Raw genomic sequence first — 18284 nt, 5'->3', positions numbered from 1 at the left:
AAGCTTGGTGGTGTAGTTATTCTACATAAAAAGCTGAGAACGCAGTAGAAATACCCAACAAACGCTGCCCAAAGGGTTCAGCTAAAAACGTTTTACTCTTTGTTAAGTGAATTTTGCTTAGATGACTAGGCTGCAATCCGCTCGCCTCGATTAACACGTTTTTGTCTCGAACAACATTCAATCAGCAAAGATCAACAGGCCCTAGCGATAACAACAATAGTAGCTAACCAACTCAAGCGAGCGATGATGTGGATATCAAACAGCTTAAACATTTCGATGCCTTAGCCACCAGAGGCAGTTTTACCTTAGCGGCAAAACAACTCAATATTGCCCAGCCGGCACTGAGTCAAAGCATTAAACGATTGGAAACCGATTTAGGTGTCACCTTAATTAATCGTAATAAACATTATCGTGGCCAAGATGGCAGTCGTTTGACCCTCACAGCCGAAGGTAACGCCCTACATCAGCACGCTTGCCTGATCATCAAACAACTTAAGCAAGCTGAGGCACACATCAAATCGATGGCGAACCTGACTAAGGGAGAAGTGCGCATTGCGGTGCCCGGCATGCTGGGTTCTTACTATTTACCCTCGCGCTTAATGGCCTTTCGCCATCGTTACCCCGATTTGAAACTGTCATTATTTGAGGGCGGTACCCGCGACAGTTTGCGCATGCTGCAAAATGAAGAGGTCGATATTGCCATCATCACAGGCCAAGATCTGCAGGCCAACTTCGACAGTCACCTACTGTTGAGAGAACAAATGGTGGTCGCCCTAGGTGAAGATCACCCACTGGCAGAACAAAACAGCATCAATCTTACGCAGTTTTTTCAACATGAATTGGTGATGTTCAAACCCGGTTACTTTCATCGAGAGTGGATGCTGTCTCAAGCCACAGAGCTAGGATTAGAGGCCAACATTGCCTTTGAAACCAACTTGATCAACTTGATTAAACAGGTGGTGGCACAAGGCTATGCCATCACGAGTGTGCTAGAGATGGTGATAGAACCGCGGGATAATATTTTGGCGCGGCCCTTTTCACCGGCGGTCTACTTAGATTTACATATTGCTTGGAACAAAGAGCGCCCCGTCGGCCTTGCTGACCGTGCCTTTGTCGATTTTCTGATGTCTAATCGTTAACTGAGCGATTTTGCGAGTCCCGATGCCTTCCTCCTAAGCCAAAAATAGCCTTGAAGCTTACGATGCATCGGCTTGCTGCTCTGGAGAGGCCTGAATAAACGCATCAAGCTGCAGGCAATTGTCATAAATGCGCTCAATATGCGGATAAGCACTCAATGCAACGTTAAAGCGCTTGGCGTTATATACCTGAGGGATTAAACACAGATCCGCCAAGGTAACAGTATCGCCAAAACAGTAACGCCCGGCATAGGTTGCCAATTGGGTTTCAAGCGCGCTAAAACCGCTATGGATCCAATGGTGATACCAGGCCGATTTGGCCGCTTCATCAAGTCCCGCTGGGCCACTTAAATATTGCAACACTCTAAGATTATTAAGCGGGTGGATTTCACAGGCGATAGCCAGTGCCATGGCGCGCACTATGGCCTTATCTTTCACATCTTGAGGTAAGAGGGGTGGCTCAGGATAAACCTCATCGAGGTATTCAATTATTGCCAGCGATTGTGATAACGCCAGCTCATCATCGCCCTCAATTAAGGTTGGCACTAACTCCTGAGGATTCAATGCGGCGTAATCGGCTTGATGTTGCTCACCGCCCGCTTTAACTAAATGTATCGATTGATGCTCAACATCGACACCTTTTATATTCAGTGCAATGCGCACGCGATAAGCGGCGCTCGAGCGCCAATAACCTAATAATTTCATGCTCCACTCCCTAAGCCGATAAACCCTGACGATAACAACGGGGCGCATTGCTGTCGCCCCGTATTACACGTCAGATCAATTTACCCTTGGTATTTGACTACCTGCTGATCGATAGCACCAAATATCGATTGCTCATGCTCATCGAGCATTTCAATACGCACTCTGTCGCCAAAATGCATAAACTCGGTCGATGGCTTACCATCGGCAATGGTTTCTAACATACGGGTTTCTGCTAGGCAGCTCGAGCCAGCGCTGCGATCGTAATTAGAGATAGTACCAGAGCCAATGATAGCCCCAGCCCCTAAGGGACGTGTCTTGGTAAAATGAGCAATCAACTGACTAAAATTAAATGTCATATCCACACCACAATTAGGGCGGCCAAAGAGTTGGTTATTGAGATGGGTGATTAAGGGCAAATGTACCTTGGAATCTTGCCACTTATCGCCAAGCTCATCAGGGGTAACCGCCACAGGTGAGAAACTGCTTGAGGGTTTCGATTGAAAAAAGCCAAAGCCTTTAGCCAATTCAGCCGGAATTAAATTACGCAGTGAGACATCGTTCACCAACATGATCAGCTTGATGTGCTTTTCGGCAGCATTGACATCGACTCCCATAGGCACATCGTCGGTGATAATCGCCACTTCCGATTCAAAATCGATGCCCCACTCTTCGCTTGCAAGCTCAATATCAGCCTTAGGTGCTATAAAGCTGTCTGAGCCACCTTGATACACTAAGGGATCGGTCCAAAAGCTTTCTGGCATCTCGGCCCCGCGGGCTTTGCGCACTAATTCCACATGATTAACATAGGCACTGGCATCGGCCCATTGATAGGCGCGAGGCAGGGGCGACAGACATTTGGCTTCATCAAAATCGATAGCATTATCAAGCATGCCACTATTGAGCGCTTCATATAGTTCTTGCAACTGAGGCTGCAGTAAGTCCCAAGCATCAAGCAGTTGCTGCAGGGTATGTGCGATGGCTGGCACGACAACGGTTTTGGTTAAATCCTTACTCACCAGCATTAACTGGCCGTCACGGCGGCCATTGTTGTAACTCGCTAACTTCATAGCTACTCCTCAATATTCTTATTGGCGATGGCACCGCACTGGCCGCGCATCGTTTTCTGGCGTACTTAATTATTCGGTATGGGCATACAAATACCCTAAGCCCACTCAGATAGAAATAGCGTGAGCTAAATCACACTAAAACAGCCCTGATTGGTTGTTGTAAACCCAGCGTTACAATGGGTGCCACACTTGCATGACAGTCCCCTCTTAACTGCCTTTGGGTTTACTGATCTTATATTCGCGTAGTTTATTGGCGATAGCGGTATGGGACATACCCAGCTTTTTAGCCAATTGGCGCGTACTGGGGTAAGCCGGATAAAGGCGCCTCAAGATATTAGCCTCAAACTGTTTCATGGCATCATCTAAGCTGCCTTCAAACTCATGATCAAAATAGCCAAAACCTTCCGCATAAGAGGGCAATTTAAGCTGCTCTACCGTTAACTCGGCCGACCCGTCCCACATAGACACTGCGCGGAAAATCGCATTCTTTAGTTGACGCACATTGCCCGGCCACGCATAACTGAGCAGGTGCTCACGACACGGCGCCGAGATGCGGCGAATGGGGATAGACAGTTGCTGACTATAATGCTCTAAAAACATCTCGGTGAGTGGGATCACATCCACCTTACGATCGCGCAGGTTCGGCAGATGAAAACTCAGTACATGAATTCGATAATAGAGATCTTCACGAAATTCGCCGCTCTGACACAGTTCAGCAAGGTTTTTCTGGGTCGAGCAGATAATACGCACATCGGAGCGTACCTCAACATCGCCACCCACGCGTCTAAAAGTGCCATCTTGCAGTAGGCGCAGCAACTTCACCTGCGCCGCCTTGGACATTTCGGCCACTTCATCTAAAAAAACCGTGCCGCCCTTGGCTTCTTCAAAAAAGCCGCGTTTGACCACTTCGCCGCCACTGACATAACCAAACAGCTCCTCTTCGGCGGCACTGTCAGGCATAGCCGCACAGTTAATGGCAATAAAAGGATGTTCGCGGCGCATACTGGCATCGTGACAGGCGCGCGCCATTAACTCTTTCCCCGTGCCGGTTTCACCAGTGATCAACAAAGGAGCATCCAGCTGCGCCATCCTTCTGGCTTGTACCAACACCTCTTTCATTTTATCGCTGACCGCCAGCACGTTTTCAAAGCCCGCGGTCTGGTTTTGCAGCGCGTTAAATTGCTTACCTAAACGGGCCGGAGACTTGAGTGATACCACGGCGCCAGCAAGAATGCTTTTATCCTGCTCATCGGGCAGATAAATCGGCAGCATCTCGGCCAAGTATTCACTTTGACCTATGTTGACCCGCGTCGCCTGCGCAAGCACCTGTGGCTCGCTAAGCCAACGGGAAAAATTAAACCCTTGTACCCAATGGTTAAGAGACTCGTCGACGACCTCATGCTCGCCCATGTTCAGGGTCATCAATGCCGACTCATTAACGATACGGATGCGCCCTTTTACATCGAGAGAGAACACCGAATCGGGCAGGGTTTTAAGCAGAGTTTTAAGCGCGTAATGTTCTTGTTCTGACGGCATAAAAGAGACAGTTCGCACATCACTGACCCCTTCAACCTTGCGGATTAACGGCAGTAATTCGCTGAGCACATCAAACTTCACCTCAGCAAATTGGAGATAGAGAAACCCTTGATTGCTGGCGTCAATGGCAAACAGGTTAATCCCATAACCCTCTAACACCACCAAAATATCTTTTGCTAGACCCACACGGTCAATACAACTTACCGCTAAGCGCATACTATTATCGTCCCTTTGTTGTTCTTATTACTGCATTATTGGGAATATCCTTTGCGACCGCCCCGCATCACCCTGGTAAAATAAGGGCGGCGATACCGGTGCCGATAAAACGCCTATACGTTAGAATGTTCTGCGATAAGTGGCAAGACTTGTTTACAGCGGAAAATGAACTCATCAAATAAAACAGCGCTATAAAAAACTTATAACGCTGATTCCCAATAATTTTTAACTTAATCCAGCAACTGGTCTGTCTTGGCAGCCATAATGAAATCGTTACGATGCAACCCCTTAATGGAATGTGACCACCAGGTTACAGTTACCTTGCCCCACTCGGTTAAGATCCCCGGGTGATGAAACTCAGATTCGGCAAGCTCGCCCACCCTATTGGTAAAGGCCAGTGCCAACTTAAAGTTTTTAAACTTATACACACGCTCCAACTGCATAATACCGTCACGCACCTGCACGCTCCAATCAGGGATCATCTTGAGTAACTCTCCCAGCTCGGCCTCGCTCACCTTAGGGGCATCGGCCTGACAGGCTTCACACTTCATTTGTGCTAATTCAGACATATATCATCCTTAAATCTTGATAGTAGGGTTAATCCACAGCCTAGCTGACGTTAGCTTTGGGCTCAAATAATGGCGCATGTAAACCGAGTTGGCGCGCCTGAGTGACCGCCGACATCACATCCATCTTCACAATTTCATCGAGATAGTCTATTGATTCAATGGTGTAATATATCGGCTGCATAATATCGATACGGTACGGTGTTCTCAATATATCAATGAGATCGAAAGGCTTTACCAACGGCTTTTCGCTCATGGCGTACAAGGTTTCCCCTGGCGAACTTAAAATCCCGCCACCATAAATTTTAAGCTGGTGATCCGCTTGCCTAATTAAGCCAAACTCCACCGTAAACCAATATAAACGTGCCAGAAAGACCCGCTCCTCTTTCGAGGCAGCCAAGCCTAACTTGCCGTATTGATGAGAGAAACGAGCAAACGAGGGGTTGGTTAATAACGGGCAGTGGCCAAAAATCTCATGAAAGATATCGGGTTCTTGCAGGTAATCAAACTCCTCTTTAGAGCGAATAAAGGTCGCCACAGGAAACGCTTGATTAGCCAGCAACTGAAAAAACCGCTCGAAAGAGATTAATGCAGGCACCGCCGCGGTTTTCCAGCCTGTCGTGCGGCTCAAGACAGTATCTATTTCACTCAATTGCGGAATTCGCTCACTGGGTAAAGCCAGTTCACTGAGTCCATTTAAATAGGCATCGCACGCATATCGCGGCACATTGTCTTGCTGACGTTGATACAAGGCTTGCCATGTTTCATGCTCGCAAGAGGTATAATCGATATGACCGTGACGGTCGGGATACTTGGCTTGATATGCTGTCGCTTTGCTCATGATAAATACAACCCTTAACTGCGCTTGCCTCCATAGTTGACGAAAACCGATGATTTGTTAACTGGATCACACTTTAAAATTCCCCAATACCCGAGTCATTTTTGTAACCTAAAATTTACAACACGGCGAGTCTGTACATTAAAACCACAGATTTTCAATAAGCTAAGAGATGTAACGAAATCGGCGCATTAGCGTCATAAAATGGCAATAATTGTCTTTTTACTGCAGTTTAAAATGGCTTTTCGAAGGTTTTTTATTAGAATAAGGCCAATCTCGCCCCACATCTAGGAATAGGATGAAACAGCACAAAGTCCGTAAGGCAGTGATCCCCGTGGCAGGTCTTGGTACCCGCATGCTTCCAGCCACCAAAGCTATCCCCAAAGAGATGTTGCCAGTGGTCGACAGGCCGTTGATACAGTATGTCGTTAACGAAGCGATTGCCGCCGGCATTAATGAAATTGTGCTGGTCACCCATGCCAGTAAAAACTCGATTGAGAACCACTTTGACTCCAGCTTTGAGCTAGAAGCCCAGCTTGAACGCCGGGTAAAGAGACAATTATTAGCTGAAGTGCAGGCTATTTGCCCTGCGGGGGTAACTGTGATCAGTGTGCGTCAGTCTCAAGCAAAGGGGCTGGGGCACGCGATTCTCTGCGCACAAAAAGTGGTAGGAGATGAGCCTTTTGCCGTGCTGCTGCCCGATGTGATCATCGATGAATTTAGCTGCGATGTACGCCGTGATAACCTCGCTGACATGGTTAACTTGTTTGACGACACCGAAACCGGACAAATCATGGTCGAGGGCGTACCGGCCCACTGCGTCGACCAATACGGTATCGCCGATGTCAATGGCCACGCCTTAACCCCAGGCCAATCTGAACCCATCAACGCCTTGGTTGAGAAACCCGATGTGACAGAGGCGCCGTCAAACCTAGCCGTGGTCGGCCGCTATATTCTGCCGCGCGAGATCTGGCCATTACTGTCGAAAACACCTGCTGGCGCTGGCGATGAGATCCAACTCACTGATGCCATAGCGATGCTGATGGAAAAACAAACCGTTAATGCCTATTACATGAAAGGTAAAAGCCACGATTGCGGCAACAAACAGGGCTATATGCAAGCGTGTGTCGAACATGCGCTGCGCCACCGAGAAATAGGCCCAGAGTTTACCCAATACCTCAAGACACTGGTTGCCGCATTACCACAGGACAATGATCAATGACCATTTTAGTAACGGGCGGCGCAGGCTATATTGGCAGCCATACGCTAGTTGAATTACTCAATGATAATCAAGATGTTGTCGTTATCGATAATTTATCTAACGCGAGCGTCGAGGCCTTAGCACGCGTCGAGCGTATTACCCAAAAGCAGATCACCTTTTATCAAGGCGATGTGCTCAACAAAGCCTTTTTACACAAAGTCTTTACCGATCACCAAATTACTGCAGTGATCCATTTTGCAGGGCTAAAAGCGGTCGGAGAATCGGTCGCGCAACCACTGCGTTACTATGAAAACAATGTCACAGGCACCTTAGTGTTGTGTGAAGTGATGGCCGATTTTAATGTTAAAAAATTAGTCTTTAGCTCATCGGCAACCGTTTATGGCGACCCCGCTTCACTGCCGATCACCGAAGACTTTCCGACAGGCGCAACCAACCCTTATGGTCAATCTAAACTGATGGTTGAACATATCTTAAGCGATCTGTATCACTCTGATCCTAGCTGGAATATTGCACGCTTGCGTTACTTCAATCCGGTTGGCGCCCACGCTAGCGGACTAATAGGGGAAGACCCTAACGATATCCCCAATAATTTAATGCCCTTTATCGCTCAAGTTGCCGTGGGTAAGCGGGCATTTTTGAGTGTATTTGGCGATGATTATGACACCCATGATGGCACCGGTGTGCGTGACTATATTCATGTCGTCGACTTAGCTCTAGGCCATTTGAAAGCGCTAGAGAAACTCAATAGCGGCTGCGGCTTAGTCACCTATAACTTAGGCACAGGCCAAGGTTATAGCGTATTGGACATGGTTAAGGCCTTTGAAAAAGCCTGCGGCCACAGTATCCCATATCAAATATCGCCGCGTCGACCCGGCGATATTGCCGCCTGTTACGCCGATCCCATCAAGGCGCAAACCGCACTCAACTGGCAAGCGACGCATAGCATCGAAGATATGGCCAACAGCAGCTGGCACTGGCAATCAAACAACCCTAACGGTTACCATGACTAGCCGGGCTATCATTAAAGCTAGCTCAGATTGTTGAGCGCCTAAGTGCTCAACAATCTCAGGTATAGGAGCCTAACAGCATGAATAACACCATGGATCAAAGCCGACGCAGGCTGTTTAACCGCCGTGCTCAACAGGCAATACGCCCGCCATGGAGCCGCACCGATATTGAATTTACCGATATCTGTACGCGCTGCAATCTGTGTATTGAGGCGTGCGAAACGGCGATTATATTTCGCGGTGACGGCGGCTTTCCTGAAATCAATTTTAGTCAGGCTGAGTGCACCTTTTGCACCAAATGCGTCAGTGCCTGCAAAGAGCCTCTCTTTAACGACCCCCAGCAAGAGCCTTGGCAACTGCGCGCCGTAATAGATAACAGCTGCCTGGCACTCAGTGGCATCTGGTGCCAAGCCTGCAAAGATGCCTGTGATGCACGCGCAATTACCTTTACCCCTGCCATTGGCTGCGCTCCGCAACCTGCCATCATGCTTGATAGCTGCACAGGCTGCGGTGCTTGTGTCTCGCCCTGCCCTAGCCAGTCGATATCCATCACCGCTAAAGAGCCCCGCTAGCTTGCCAAAAAACTGACACTCTGCGCCAAATATTAGTGGTTTTACTCGTGGGATTTAACGGGTACTATCAAGCCAGAATCGTAACAATAGTGACCATTATGTTTAAACGAAAAAACAGTAACGCTGGCCTAACTTTTATTGCACAAGGCACCAAAGTTTGCGGTGAAAGCCACTTTACAGGTGAAGCACTGATCGGTGGAGAACTGCACGGCAAAGTCAGCGCACAGGATAAAATTACGATCGAAGCCGATGGTTATATTAATGGCGAGCTACAGTGCAAGGAGTTAAAGGTCTCCGGCCTGTTTAAGGGTAAACTGAAGTGCGAAAAGCTTAACATCACCAGTACGGGGACTGTGGAAGGCGAGATAGCGTGTAACTCGATGGAGATTTTTTCCGGCGGCCAGTTTATCGGTGTCCGGGTTAGAGAAGAGATTGCCTTACTATCCAATGAGCAGATGCAACCCCAAGCACCTGCCGAGCACAACAGCCATCATGGCGAGCCAGAGCTGGTTAACTAACGGCTTTAAACGTTATCACCAAGGCGCCAAATGTGCTTTACGGCGCCGAGCCTTGACGCTCGATGATACCATCGGGGCTAACACTTAAGCTATGGCTGCGTAACCAGCATGCGTTGTTTATAATCCCTTATTAAAACTAAAAAATCGCGCGGCTCTCTATCTAAACAATCCACAGGAATATAAACATGATAGCCAAACTGGCTATTGAGCTGCTCACATCGACGTGAAAACATCGCCTGCACGCCTTTATAGGCTTTACCCTCTAGGGTTAACGGCGAAAACTCAGAATTAAGATAACGCTCTAAATCGGCCAGCTCGCCATCTAAGGTCAACGATGACATTAATAATGGCCGCTGCTCTGTTAGTAACCCCGTTGCTAAACGTATCGGAATATCATCGATAAGCGGTGATAAGCGTTTTAATCTAACCCCAATATAGGGCAACTCTTGATTATCAAAGCCTTGAACGTTTCGTGGCATATCTAAACGCTGAATATTGTCCCACTCCAAATAGATGCTGCCACGATGGTGATGATAGACCAAACCTTGTGGGCGCAGTTCGACACTCACCTCTGGCTGCATTAATTTCGCCACCCCAAGCACAGTAAAAATGGCGCCAAATACAAAACAGGCGAGCCCCAGCCCCATTAACGAACTCGATACAATAAACATCACTATTGCGCCCACTAACGCGATAGTGCCTATCAGAGTAAAACTCCAGCCATTGCGTTTCGATACCGCACGAATAACGATTGATTCTTGCACCTATTGCTCTCACTACCATTCAGTGTGCCATCGAGGCAACAAACTGAAAATTAAAACGATTTATCACAGCCACTGTTATGGCTGCCCATATTACTGCCAGTAGGTAATTGCCAAGCCCCTGCAAGGCTCAATAACCTAGACGTCACCTGCAACAGCAGATTTAATCTTAAGCCACAACAACCCCAGATATTCATGAATAGCCCGCTGAGAAATCAGCAGATTTTTGGCATCAAACTGCCAGACATAACCTCGACGAGCAATAAAATTTGCGGGTGCGGGCTGTGGCTGAGTCCCCGCTTGGGTAAAAATCTGCATCGCCCGCGGTAAATGGGTCGCAGAGGTCACCAAGCGAAATGGCACATTGCCAATCTCCCACTGAAGATGCTGCGCCTCTTCGAGCGTGTCTTTAGCCAGCGGCAAACGAATAATACGTGCAGCATCAACCCCAAGTTCAATCGCCGCCTGTGCCATTACTTGGGCTTGCGCTACCTCATCGCCTCCCCTCCAACCGCTTACGACCAACTGACAATTGGGGCCTAATGTTAATTGACGCACCCCTTCGGTTAAACGGGCCAAGGCGGTGGCAGACAACTGTTGAGTAGCGCTGGCATTAATGGTTGAATCATGGGCACTGCCAAGCACCATCACCACGCAGCCTGCCCCCATGGCTTGATTATTCACCGCATATTGCGACTCAAGCGATGAAGCCATCCAATAGCTGCCCCACTGACTGCTGCAAAATAACAGCAGTAAGCACGCACTTACCATTAAGGACTTAACCAGTTTACGCCGCCTTAATATCATAATCGCAATAAGCAACAGGATGAGGGTTAACGGCACAGGCATCAGCAGCTGCGAGATGATTTTTTTTATCCAGAACATGGCTATCCTTGCCTCTCAATATTAGCGTCGCGCAAGTTTAACTGAAGCGATGTGCAATACCAAACGCTAGCGTGGTTTATTGACACTCACTTATCACCAAAGCCAAGCGGCGCCGCGTACACCTGATGAACAACCATATAAATTTTGCACCACTGTCGTGCGGCATTCGCCGCCTAATACATAGCGGGGTAATAAGTCCGGCAGCCGAGGATAGATGGCACTGACATTGGACATGCCTCCGCCTAACACTATGATATCTGGGTCAAGAATATTGATCACATGGGCCAAACTGCGGGCAAGCCTGTCGATATAGCGCTCAAAACAGGCCTGGGCCTGCGCATCACCTTGGCTGACTAACGCCATCACCTCAACAGCGCTAGACACGCTACCTTGCTGATGAGGAGCTAGGCTGTGGTTATAGTCACGCACAAAACCAGTGCCTGATATAAAGGTTTCGATACAATCTTTGTTTCCGCAAAAACACGCGGTGGAATTAAATTCATCTGCCGTCATCCAAGGCAAAGGATTATGACCCCACTCGCCGCCGATGCCATTACCGCCGCCATGGATCTTGCCATTGATAGCAATACCAGCACCACACCCGGTGCCAATAATCACCCCAAAGACCATCACCTTCCCCGCGGCCGCGCCATCGATTGCCTCTGAAATGGCAAAGCAGTTGGCATCATTAGCCACCCGCACCTCACGCCCTAAGCGCTCACTTAGGTCAAGGTCTAACGGCTGGCCGTTGATCCAAGTCGAATTGGCATTTTTAACTAAGCCTGAAAAAGGAGAAATAACCCCAGGGATCCCGACCCCAACCGTGGCCGTTTGCCCCAGTTGCGCCTCTGCCTCATTGACTAACGACACAATGGTATTGAGGGTAGCGACATAGTTAGCAGGCGTAGCCACTCGCTTTCGAAATTGCTCCATGCCCTGCTCATTTAAGGCCACCAGCTCAATTTTAGTGCCGCCTAAATCAACCCCGATCCGCAACATGTTTACACTCCACTGGATAACTTGATGGATCAGTTTATCTGCCAATGTTTAGCAGTGGCAATAAAATAGGGATTTAATATTGTCTCTTTTTGGTTATAAGCCAAGGGCAAACCCGTAGCATGATTGATCACCGCGCCGCCCGCGCTTTCAAGCACCGCCTGAGCCGCTGCGGTGTCCCACTCGCTGGTTAACCCTAAACGGGGATAGATCTCTGCTGCGCCCTCGGCTAACATGCAAAATTTCAATGAACTACCGATACTTAACAAGGTATGGGGCCCAAGCGAGGCGAGATAATCCGCCAGCCCGGGGCTCACATGCGAGCGGCTTCCCACCACCCGAGGCACCTTGGGCACAGGTGGTACCTGCGATGCTAAATCAACCAGCTCGCCGCCCTGAGACAACCAAGCGCCAAGGCCTTTGGCGCCGTAATAGCACTTTGCTAATACCGGGGCATAGACCACTCCCGCCACGGCTTGATGATGGTCGATAAAGGCGATGTTGACGGTAAATTCACCATTTCGCTTAATAAACTCTTTCGTGCCATCGAGCGGGTCAATCAACCAGTATTGCGACCATTGGCGACGCGTAGCCCATGGGATATCGGCAGCCTCTTCCGACATCACAGGAATATTGGGAGTTAATTTAGCAAGCGCATCGACAATCACATGGTGGCTCGCCATATCGGCCGCCGTCACTGGGCTGTCATCTGATTTTGCCGCGACGGCAAACGTCTCTTGCGCGTAAATCGCCATAATCGCCTCGCCAGCCTGCTGGGCAATGGCGACAACCTGGGGTAACCAAGTGGGATTAAAGGGTGTCGTCAAGCTGCTCTACCTCTGTTGTGGCGCGAAAAAGATGAGTGTGCCATACAATTTGCCGTGTCTAACCTGCACTGATGATCTGTTGTGCGATTAAGTAATCAATCACTTGCTGAGCACATTGCTGCACATTGTGGCGCGCGGTATCGAGACGAAGATGAGGTGAACTGGGCGCCTCATAAGCCGAGTCAATACCAGTAAAGTGTTTAATCTCGCCGGCGCGTGCCAGCTTGTATAGCCCTTTGGGATCGCGCCGCTCACAGACCTCAAGCGGAGTATCAACAAACACCTCAATAAATTGCTTGTCGTTAAGTAAACCGCGCACCATGGCTCTGTCAGCACGAAAGGGCGAGATAAATGCCGTCGACACGACTAAGCCCGCATCGACAAACAGCTTAGCGACTTCACCAATGCGGCGGATATTTTCAACTCTGTCGCTATCAGCAAAGCCTAAATCACCATTGAGACCGTGGCGAACATTATCACCGTCAAGCACATAGGTACTGGCGCCTCGCTCATGCAGCATCTTATCGACCGCATTGGCCAGCGTTGATTTACCTGAGCCACTGAGGCCTGTAAACCATAATACCGCCGCCTGATGCCCCTTGGCCGCCACGCGATCTTGATGCGACACGCTAGCCTGATGCCATACCACATCGGTGGATTTATCTTCACTCTGTAGGGTTTTATAGGGTGACATCGACTTTCCTTTATAAGACAAAGTATTATTTTTTAAGTTCTAGGTGTTAACAACCCATAACCTAGCCTTCTACTGTTAATTTAGCGCTTATCTTTTATGACTCACAGCAGCACGCGTAAAGTCATGCCAAATACCTGCACTGGCCGATGTTGACAACGCCTCTTAAGCCTTGGATATATCTTTAACCCCCCAATGCGGAAAGTGTTTACGCACTAAGGCATTCATCTCAAGTTCAAACTCGGAGATCGCACGCTTGTTGCCCTTAGCGGCATCAATCGCCTTGCGGATCATTCCGGCACCGACCGTGACATTGGTTAATCGGTCGATAATGATAAACGCCCCGGTATCACGGTTATCGTCATAGGCATCAAACTGCACCGGCTCTGTCAGTGAAAAATGGCAGTTACCCATCTCATTAAGTGCTAACTGCTGCGCCGGATGTTGAGTCAAATTATTAATATCGACCTTATAATTAATCGCATCGGCAAAGCCGTATACCGACTTACTGCCTAATTTAATAGCATATTCACGATCCACACACAGCGGCTCTTCGGTCATCCACACCACATCGGCTTCAAAATGTGCGCTTGAGCTGGGTTTGTCATGTGGACGCACCAACATATCGCCGCGACTAACATCAATTTCATCGGTTAGGGTTAAGGTTACCGCTTGACCCGCCACGGCTTTGTCTAGCGCTCCGTCAAAAGTCACAATCGATTTGATGCAACTTTCTTTGCCAGAGGGCAAGGCGGCAATGGTGTCACCCACGCGAATGTCGCCCGACGCCAAGGTGCCGCAAAATCCCCTAAAGTCCAGATTAGGCCGATTGACATACTGCACTTGGAAACGAAATGAGTCGCTCTTATCCTGCTCAACCGACACAGTATTGAGCAGTTTGAGCAAGGTAGAGCCTGGGTACCAAGACATATGGCTGCTTTCATTGACCACGTTATCGCCTTTTAATGCCGAGATCGGCACAAAACGCACATCCGTAAACGCCAAGTCTTGGGTAAATTCACGGTAAGCTTTTTTAATGCCTTGATACACACTTTGGTCGTACCCCACGGCGTCCATCTTATTGATAGCAATGATCACGTGTTTAATGCCAAGCTGCGAGCAAATATAACTGTGGCGCCGCGTCTGCACCTGCACGCCGTGGCGAGCATCGATAAGAATAATGGCTAAGTCCGAAGTCGAGGCCCCGGTCGCCATATTGCGGGTATATTGCTCATGGCCAGGGGTGTCAGCAATGATGAACTTACGCTGCTCGGTGGCAAAATAGCGATAGGCCACGTCAATGGTGATCCCCTGCTCACGCTCAGATTGCAAGCCATCGACCAGCAACGCCAGATCAAACGCATCGTCTGTGGTATTAAAACGCTTAGAGTCTTTTTCAATGGCCGCCATCTGATCTTCAAAAATCATCTTACTATCGAACAACAGGCGACCGATGAGGGTCGACTTACCGTCATCCACACTGCCACAGGTCAAGATACGCAACATATCTTTGTTTTCATGCAGCTTAAGATAGGATTCAATATCGGTTTGCAATAACGTCTGTTCTGTTGTCATGGTCTTTCTCATATTCTGTAGGTGAACGGCACACTTAAGGCATTTATACGGTTGTGGAGCGGCAGCCTAAAAGTAACCTTCCATCTTTTTCTTTTCCATCGAGCCGGCAGAGTCGTTGTCGATCACTCGCCCTTGGCGCTCCGAGGTGGTGCACAGCAACATCTCTTGAATGATTTCAGGCAAGGTGGTCGCATTCGACTCCACAGCGCCGGTGAGCGGGTAACAGCCTAACGTTCTAAAGCGCACCATTTTGTGCTCAACTGTTTCACCGAGCTCGAGTGCCATACGTTCATCATCAACCATGATCAGCGTGCCATCACGCTTCACCACAGGACGAGGCTCGGCTAAATAAAGAGACGGAATATCAATGCCTTCAAGGTAAATGTATTGCCAGATATCTAACTCAGTCCAATTGGACAAGGGGAACACACGAATACTTTCGCCTTTATCGACCTTGCCATTGTAGATGTTCCATAATTCGGGGCGTTGATTTTTAGGATCCCAGCGATGCTTACTGTCACGAAACGAATAAACACGCTCTTTAGCACGTGATTTCTCTTCATCACGACGAGCACCGCCAAAGGCCGCATCAAAGCCATGCATATCAAGTGCCTGCTTCAATCCTTCGGTTTTCATGATGTCGGTATGCTTGGCACTGCCGTGGGTAAAGGGAGAGATATTCATGGCTAATCCGCGCGGATTTTTATGCACTATCAAGTCGAAACCATACTTTTTCGCCATCAGATCACGAAATGCAATCATCTCTTTAAACTTCCAGTGAGTATCGATGTGCATTAAAGGAAACGGGATCTTACCGGGATAGAAGGCTTTACGGGCCAAATGCAGTAATACTGAAGAGTCTTTACCAACAGAATATAACATCACTGGGTTATCAAATTCTGCGGCCACTTCACGCATGATCTGAATCGATTCTGCTTCGAGTTGTTTCAAATGAGTTTGCGCTGTAGACATATCGGCTTCCGTATAATATTAATAATATCAATTGGCTAATTAGTGTTATCACCTATCCACAGGCTCGTTTATGCACAAGCAAAAAACACCGATAGGCTAACCAGATGATGGCATTGAGAAGATGATAACAGCACCAATATGTTTTAGAAGTTATAAATATTAATTTATCTATACCAAAAAGAAATAAGAAGTGCTAAAAGTGAAAGAGAGGAATGTAAACAACAGCAGAAATGGCCAGAGAAGTGCGTGATATACCACCGTATCGACAGATGTAAAAGTATTGCTTAAGTTGCAGCACAGACCCAGACACTTAGCCCTCTAGCTCGCAATAAGGGGTTAGGTTTAACGAAGAGATTGTCATCAACATTAAATAAAAGAGAGGACCATTCTTAATGGGTAAAATCATCAGCTGACATGAAGCACACTGCCATAGCATATGCTAAAATTCAGCCTATTTCTGTTGATGTTAGCGCTCACAAACTCGCGACAAGCAGCGATAAAAGCATCATCGCCACCCGCTAGCCCTCATAGCGTTTGAGTCCCCAAGCCTGCACCGTTTTAAGGGAAGCAAACGAGGTCGCGACTTAACAAGGAGTTAAGACGCGAGATAGAGATATCATTCGATTAACACAGCGTATTCATCGAGCGACTTATGCCCTCTTGCAGAAAGAAAACACAATAACGCTTCGGGGCTACGATTGAGTAAGCGCTCCATTGGAAATGCCACCGCCTCAATAATGTCTATCGCCTTATCAAAGCCCCCTAAGCTAAAAGCAACATGGGAGTCAGAGCCCATCACTAGGAGTCCTCCAGCCGCTTTTACCGCTCTGGCAATCTCAGTGCAGTTATTTACACTGCCTTTTCTGGATGTCAAAAAAGAGGAGTTATTGATCTCCAGCGCCACGTTATGGGCCGCAGCGGCCTCAGCGACACGCTTAATGTCAATGGGATAAGCCGGATTACCAGGATGGCTAATAATGTCGACATGACCACTTTCAATGGTGTTGAGCAGTGCCCGGGTGTGGGCCTCTTTAGTCGAAGGTGGGAAAACGGGCTCATGGAAACCTGCCAGTACGATATCCAGCTCTTGTAAATATTCACCAAAAAAGTCAATTTCACCCTGTTCGTTTTTGATATTGGCTTCGATACCGCGCAGCACACCAATACCATCAACCATCCTAGGTAACACGCGCATATTCACAAAGTGCCAAAAGTGCGGCGCATCGGCCATATCTGGGCCATGGTCGGTAATGGCAAACAGCTTAATGCCCTTTTCTTTCGCCACGCTAAGGTAATCGTGTATTGTGCTATAGGCGTGAGTGGAGGCGATGGTATGCGCATGAACATCAACGAGAAATTTCATGATAAGCCTCATTTCCTGAGTCGAAAAAGTTGGCATCCAGTTTACTATGTTAAGCACACTTTCTCTATGTAACCTTAAAGACCCATCATGCAATCTCTGTGCAGTCATGATTTTTAATGTGTAAGTCTCTGCCCCCCTGCGATTACGCCGTGATCTCAGGGTTAAGACACATCTTGAGCCTTAATTTAGGATCGGCAAAAACTGCAGCATTAAGGCATCGATAACACGCTTATCTGTGATCAATTTATCGATGGCACCCTAAAGTAATCCACACTAACAATGCGCCTCTATATATGCTTGTAGGCTCATTGCCGTAGTATCTTTACTCGAGAGAGTCGGGGCTTCTGCATTCATAGGCCAGGTTATGCCAATGTCTGCATCATTCCAAGCTATCGAAATTTCACTCTCAGGATGATAAAAGTTAGTGCATTTATAGACAAACTCCGCCTCGTCACTGATGACATAAAAGCCGTGGGCGAACCCTTCAGGTACCCAGTGTTGCCGTTTATTGTCAGCCGATAGATATTCCCCTACCCATTGGCCAAACGTTGGTGAGCCTTTACGAATATCAACCGCGACATCGAACACCTCACCCGATATGACACGTACTAACTTTCCTTGAGTATTTTCAGTTTGGTAATGCAGACCACGCAAAATTCCTTTTTTGGACTTCGAATGGTTATCTTGCACAAAAGAAGTTGGTTTACCTGTGACTAACAGTTCAAATTTCTGTTGATGCCAGGTTTCCATAAAGAAACCACGTTCATCACCAAATACCGTCGGCTCGATAATTTTCACATCTGGGATCGCTGTATCAATAACCTTCATAAC

General features: G+C 48.1%; 19 protein-coding genes. 5 read left to right on the top strand and 14 right to left on the bottom strand.

All coding sequences use genetic code 11. The features are described from left to right. Positions 1-248: 248 nt before the first annotated feature. Positions 249-1139, top strand: a complete 891-nt coding sequence (locus DVO77_RS05045) for a LysR family transcriptional regulator (protein WP_110456288.1) — start codon at positions 249-251, stop codon at positions 1137-1139. Positions 1140-1196: 57 nt separating this feature from the next. Here the strand turns inward: DVO77_RS05045 and maiA are convergent, their stop codons facing one another. From maiA to phhA, 5 genes are all read right to left on the bottom strand, one after another. Further along, positions 1197-1841, bottom strand: coding sequence for a maleylacetoacetate isomerase (gene maiA / locus DVO77_RS05040; protein WP_119977571.1), 645 nt, complete (start codon positions 1839-1841; stop codon positions 1197-1199). 80 nt (positions 1842-1921) lie between these two features. Next, positions 1922-2908, bottom strand: a complete 987-nt coding sequence (locus DVO77_RS05035) for a fumarylacetoacetate hydrolase family protein (RefSeq protein ID WP_119977570.1) — start codon at positions 2906-2908, stop codon at positions 1922-1924. A gap of 207 nt (positions 2909-3115) precedes the next feature. After that, on the bottom strand, positions 3116-4660 hold the full coding sequence (gene tyrR, locus DVO77_RS05030) for a transcriptional regulator TyrR (protein ID WP_110456292.1): 1545 nt from the start codon (positions 4658-4660) through the stop codon (positions 3116-3118). 230 nt (positions 4661-4890) lie between these two features. Then, positions 4891-5229: a 4a-hydroxytetrahydrobiopterin dehydratase gene (locus tag DVO77_RS05025; RefSeq protein WP_119977569.1), complete on the bottom strand. Its 339-nt coding sequence runs from the start codon at positions 5227-5229 to the stop codon at positions 4891-4893. Between the two features lie 40 nt (positions 5230-5269). Next, a complete protein-coding gene (gene phhA, locus DVO77_RS05020; RefSeq protein ID WP_119977568.1) occupies positions 5270-6067 on the bottom strand; it encodes a phenylalanine 4-monooxygenase in 798 nt (265 codons plus the stop codon). Positions 6068-6362: 295 nt separating this feature from the next. Here phhA and galU point away from each other — a divergent pair, with 295 nt between their 5' ends. The 4 genes from galU (at position 6363) to DVO77_RS05000 (ending at position 9383) form a co-directional block, all read left to right on the top strand. Then, a complete protein-coding gene (galU, locus tag DVO77_RS05015) occupies positions 6363-7286 on the top strand; it encodes a UTP--glucose-1-phosphate uridylyltransferase GalU (RefSeq protein WP_110456295.1) in 924 nt (307 codons plus the stop codon). Beyond that, the gene (gene galE / locus DVO77_RS05010; RefSeq protein WP_119977567.1) at positions 7283-8296 is read left to right on the top strand and encodes a UDP-glucose 4-epimerase GalE; all 1014 of its coding nucleotides are present in this window, start codon (positions 7283-7285) and stop codon (positions 8294-8296) included. The genes galU and galE overlap by 4 nt, the downstream gene beginning before the upstream one ends. 77 nt (positions 8297-8373) lie before the next feature. Next, positions 8374-8865, top strand: coding sequence for a ferredoxin-type protein NapF (napF, locus tag DVO77_RS05005; RefSeq protein ID WP_119977566.1), 492 nt, complete (start codon positions 8374-8376; stop codon positions 8863-8865). Positions 8866-8963: 98 nt separating this feature from the next. After that, positions 8964-9383, top strand: coding sequence for a bactofilin family protein (locus DVO77_RS05000; RefSeq protein ID WP_119977565.1), 420 nt, complete (start codon positions 8964-8966; stop codon positions 9381-9383). An 89-nt stretch (positions 9384-9472) separates the two neighbouring features. Here the strand turns inward: DVO77_RS05000 and DVO77_RS04995 are convergent, their stop codons facing one another. From DVO77_RS04995 to rfbC, 9 genes are all read right to left on the bottom strand, one after another. Next, the gene (locus DVO77_RS04995) at positions 9473-10147 is read right to left on the bottom strand and encodes a DUF2982 domain-containing protein (RefSeq protein ID WP_249038104.1); all 675 of its coding nucleotides are present in this window, start codon (positions 10145-10147) and stop codon (positions 9473-9475) included. 135 nt (positions 10148-10282) lie between these two features. Next, entirely contained in the window at positions 10283-11029 is a 747-nt protein-coding gene (locus tag DVO77_RS04990) for an ElyC/SanA/YdcF family protein (protein ID WP_119977564.1), read from the bottom strand. Between the two features lie 93 nt (positions 11030-11122). Further along, positions 11123-12028, bottom strand: coding sequence for a fructokinase (gene mak / locus DVO77_RS04985; protein WP_110456300.1), 906 nt, complete (start codon positions 12026-12028; stop codon positions 11123-11125). Between the two features lie 29 nt (positions 12029-12057). Continuing rightward, on the bottom strand, positions 12058-12852 hold the full coding sequence (cysQ, locus tag DVO77_RS04980) for a 3'(2'),5'-bisphosphate nucleotidase CysQ (protein ID WP_119977563.1): 795 nt from the start codon (positions 12850-12852) through the stop codon (positions 12058-12060). 58 nt (positions 12853-12910) lie between these two features. Next, positions 12911-13546 (bottom strand): adenylyl-sulfate kinase, encoded by a 636-nt coding sequence (gene cysC, locus DVO77_RS04975; protein ID WP_119977562.1) that lies wholly within the window; start codon positions 13544-13546, stop codon positions 12911-12913. A 162-nt stretch (positions 13547-13708) separates the two neighbouring features. Further along, on the bottom strand, positions 13709-15118 hold the full coding sequence (gene cysN / locus DVO77_RS04970; RefSeq protein WP_119977561.1) for a sulfate adenylyltransferase subunit CysN: 1410 nt from the start codon (positions 15116-15118) through the stop codon (positions 13709-13711). A gap of 66 nt (positions 15119-15184) precedes the next feature. Then, entirely contained in the window at positions 15185-16090 is a 906-nt protein-coding gene (gene cysD, locus DVO77_RS04965; protein ID WP_119977560.1) for a sulfate adenylyltransferase subunit CysD, read from the bottom strand. 616 nt (positions 16091-16706) lie between these two features. Beyond that, positions 16707-17453 (bottom strand): phosphatase, encoded by a 747-nt coding sequence (locus DVO77_RS04960; protein WP_110456305.1) that lies wholly within the window; start codon positions 17451-17453, stop codon positions 16707-16709. 273 nt (positions 17454-17726) lie between these two features. Next, positions 17727-18281 (bottom strand): dTDP-4-dehydrorhamnose 3,5-epimerase, encoded by a 555-nt coding sequence (gene rfbC, locus DVO77_RS04955; RefSeq protein WP_119977559.1) that lies wholly within the window; start codon positions 18279-18281, stop codon positions 17727-17729. Positions 18282-18284 lie beyond the last annotated feature (3 nt).

The sequence above is a fragment of the Shewanella algidipiscicola genome (assembly GCF_003605125.1).
GTDB classification, from domain to species: Bacteria; Pseudomonadota; Gammaproteobacteria; order Enterobacterales; family Shewanellaceae; genus Shewanella; species Shewanella algidipiscicola.
Note: the sequence above shows the minus strand (reverse complement) of the source record. Positions and strands in the feature narration are given on the sequence as shown.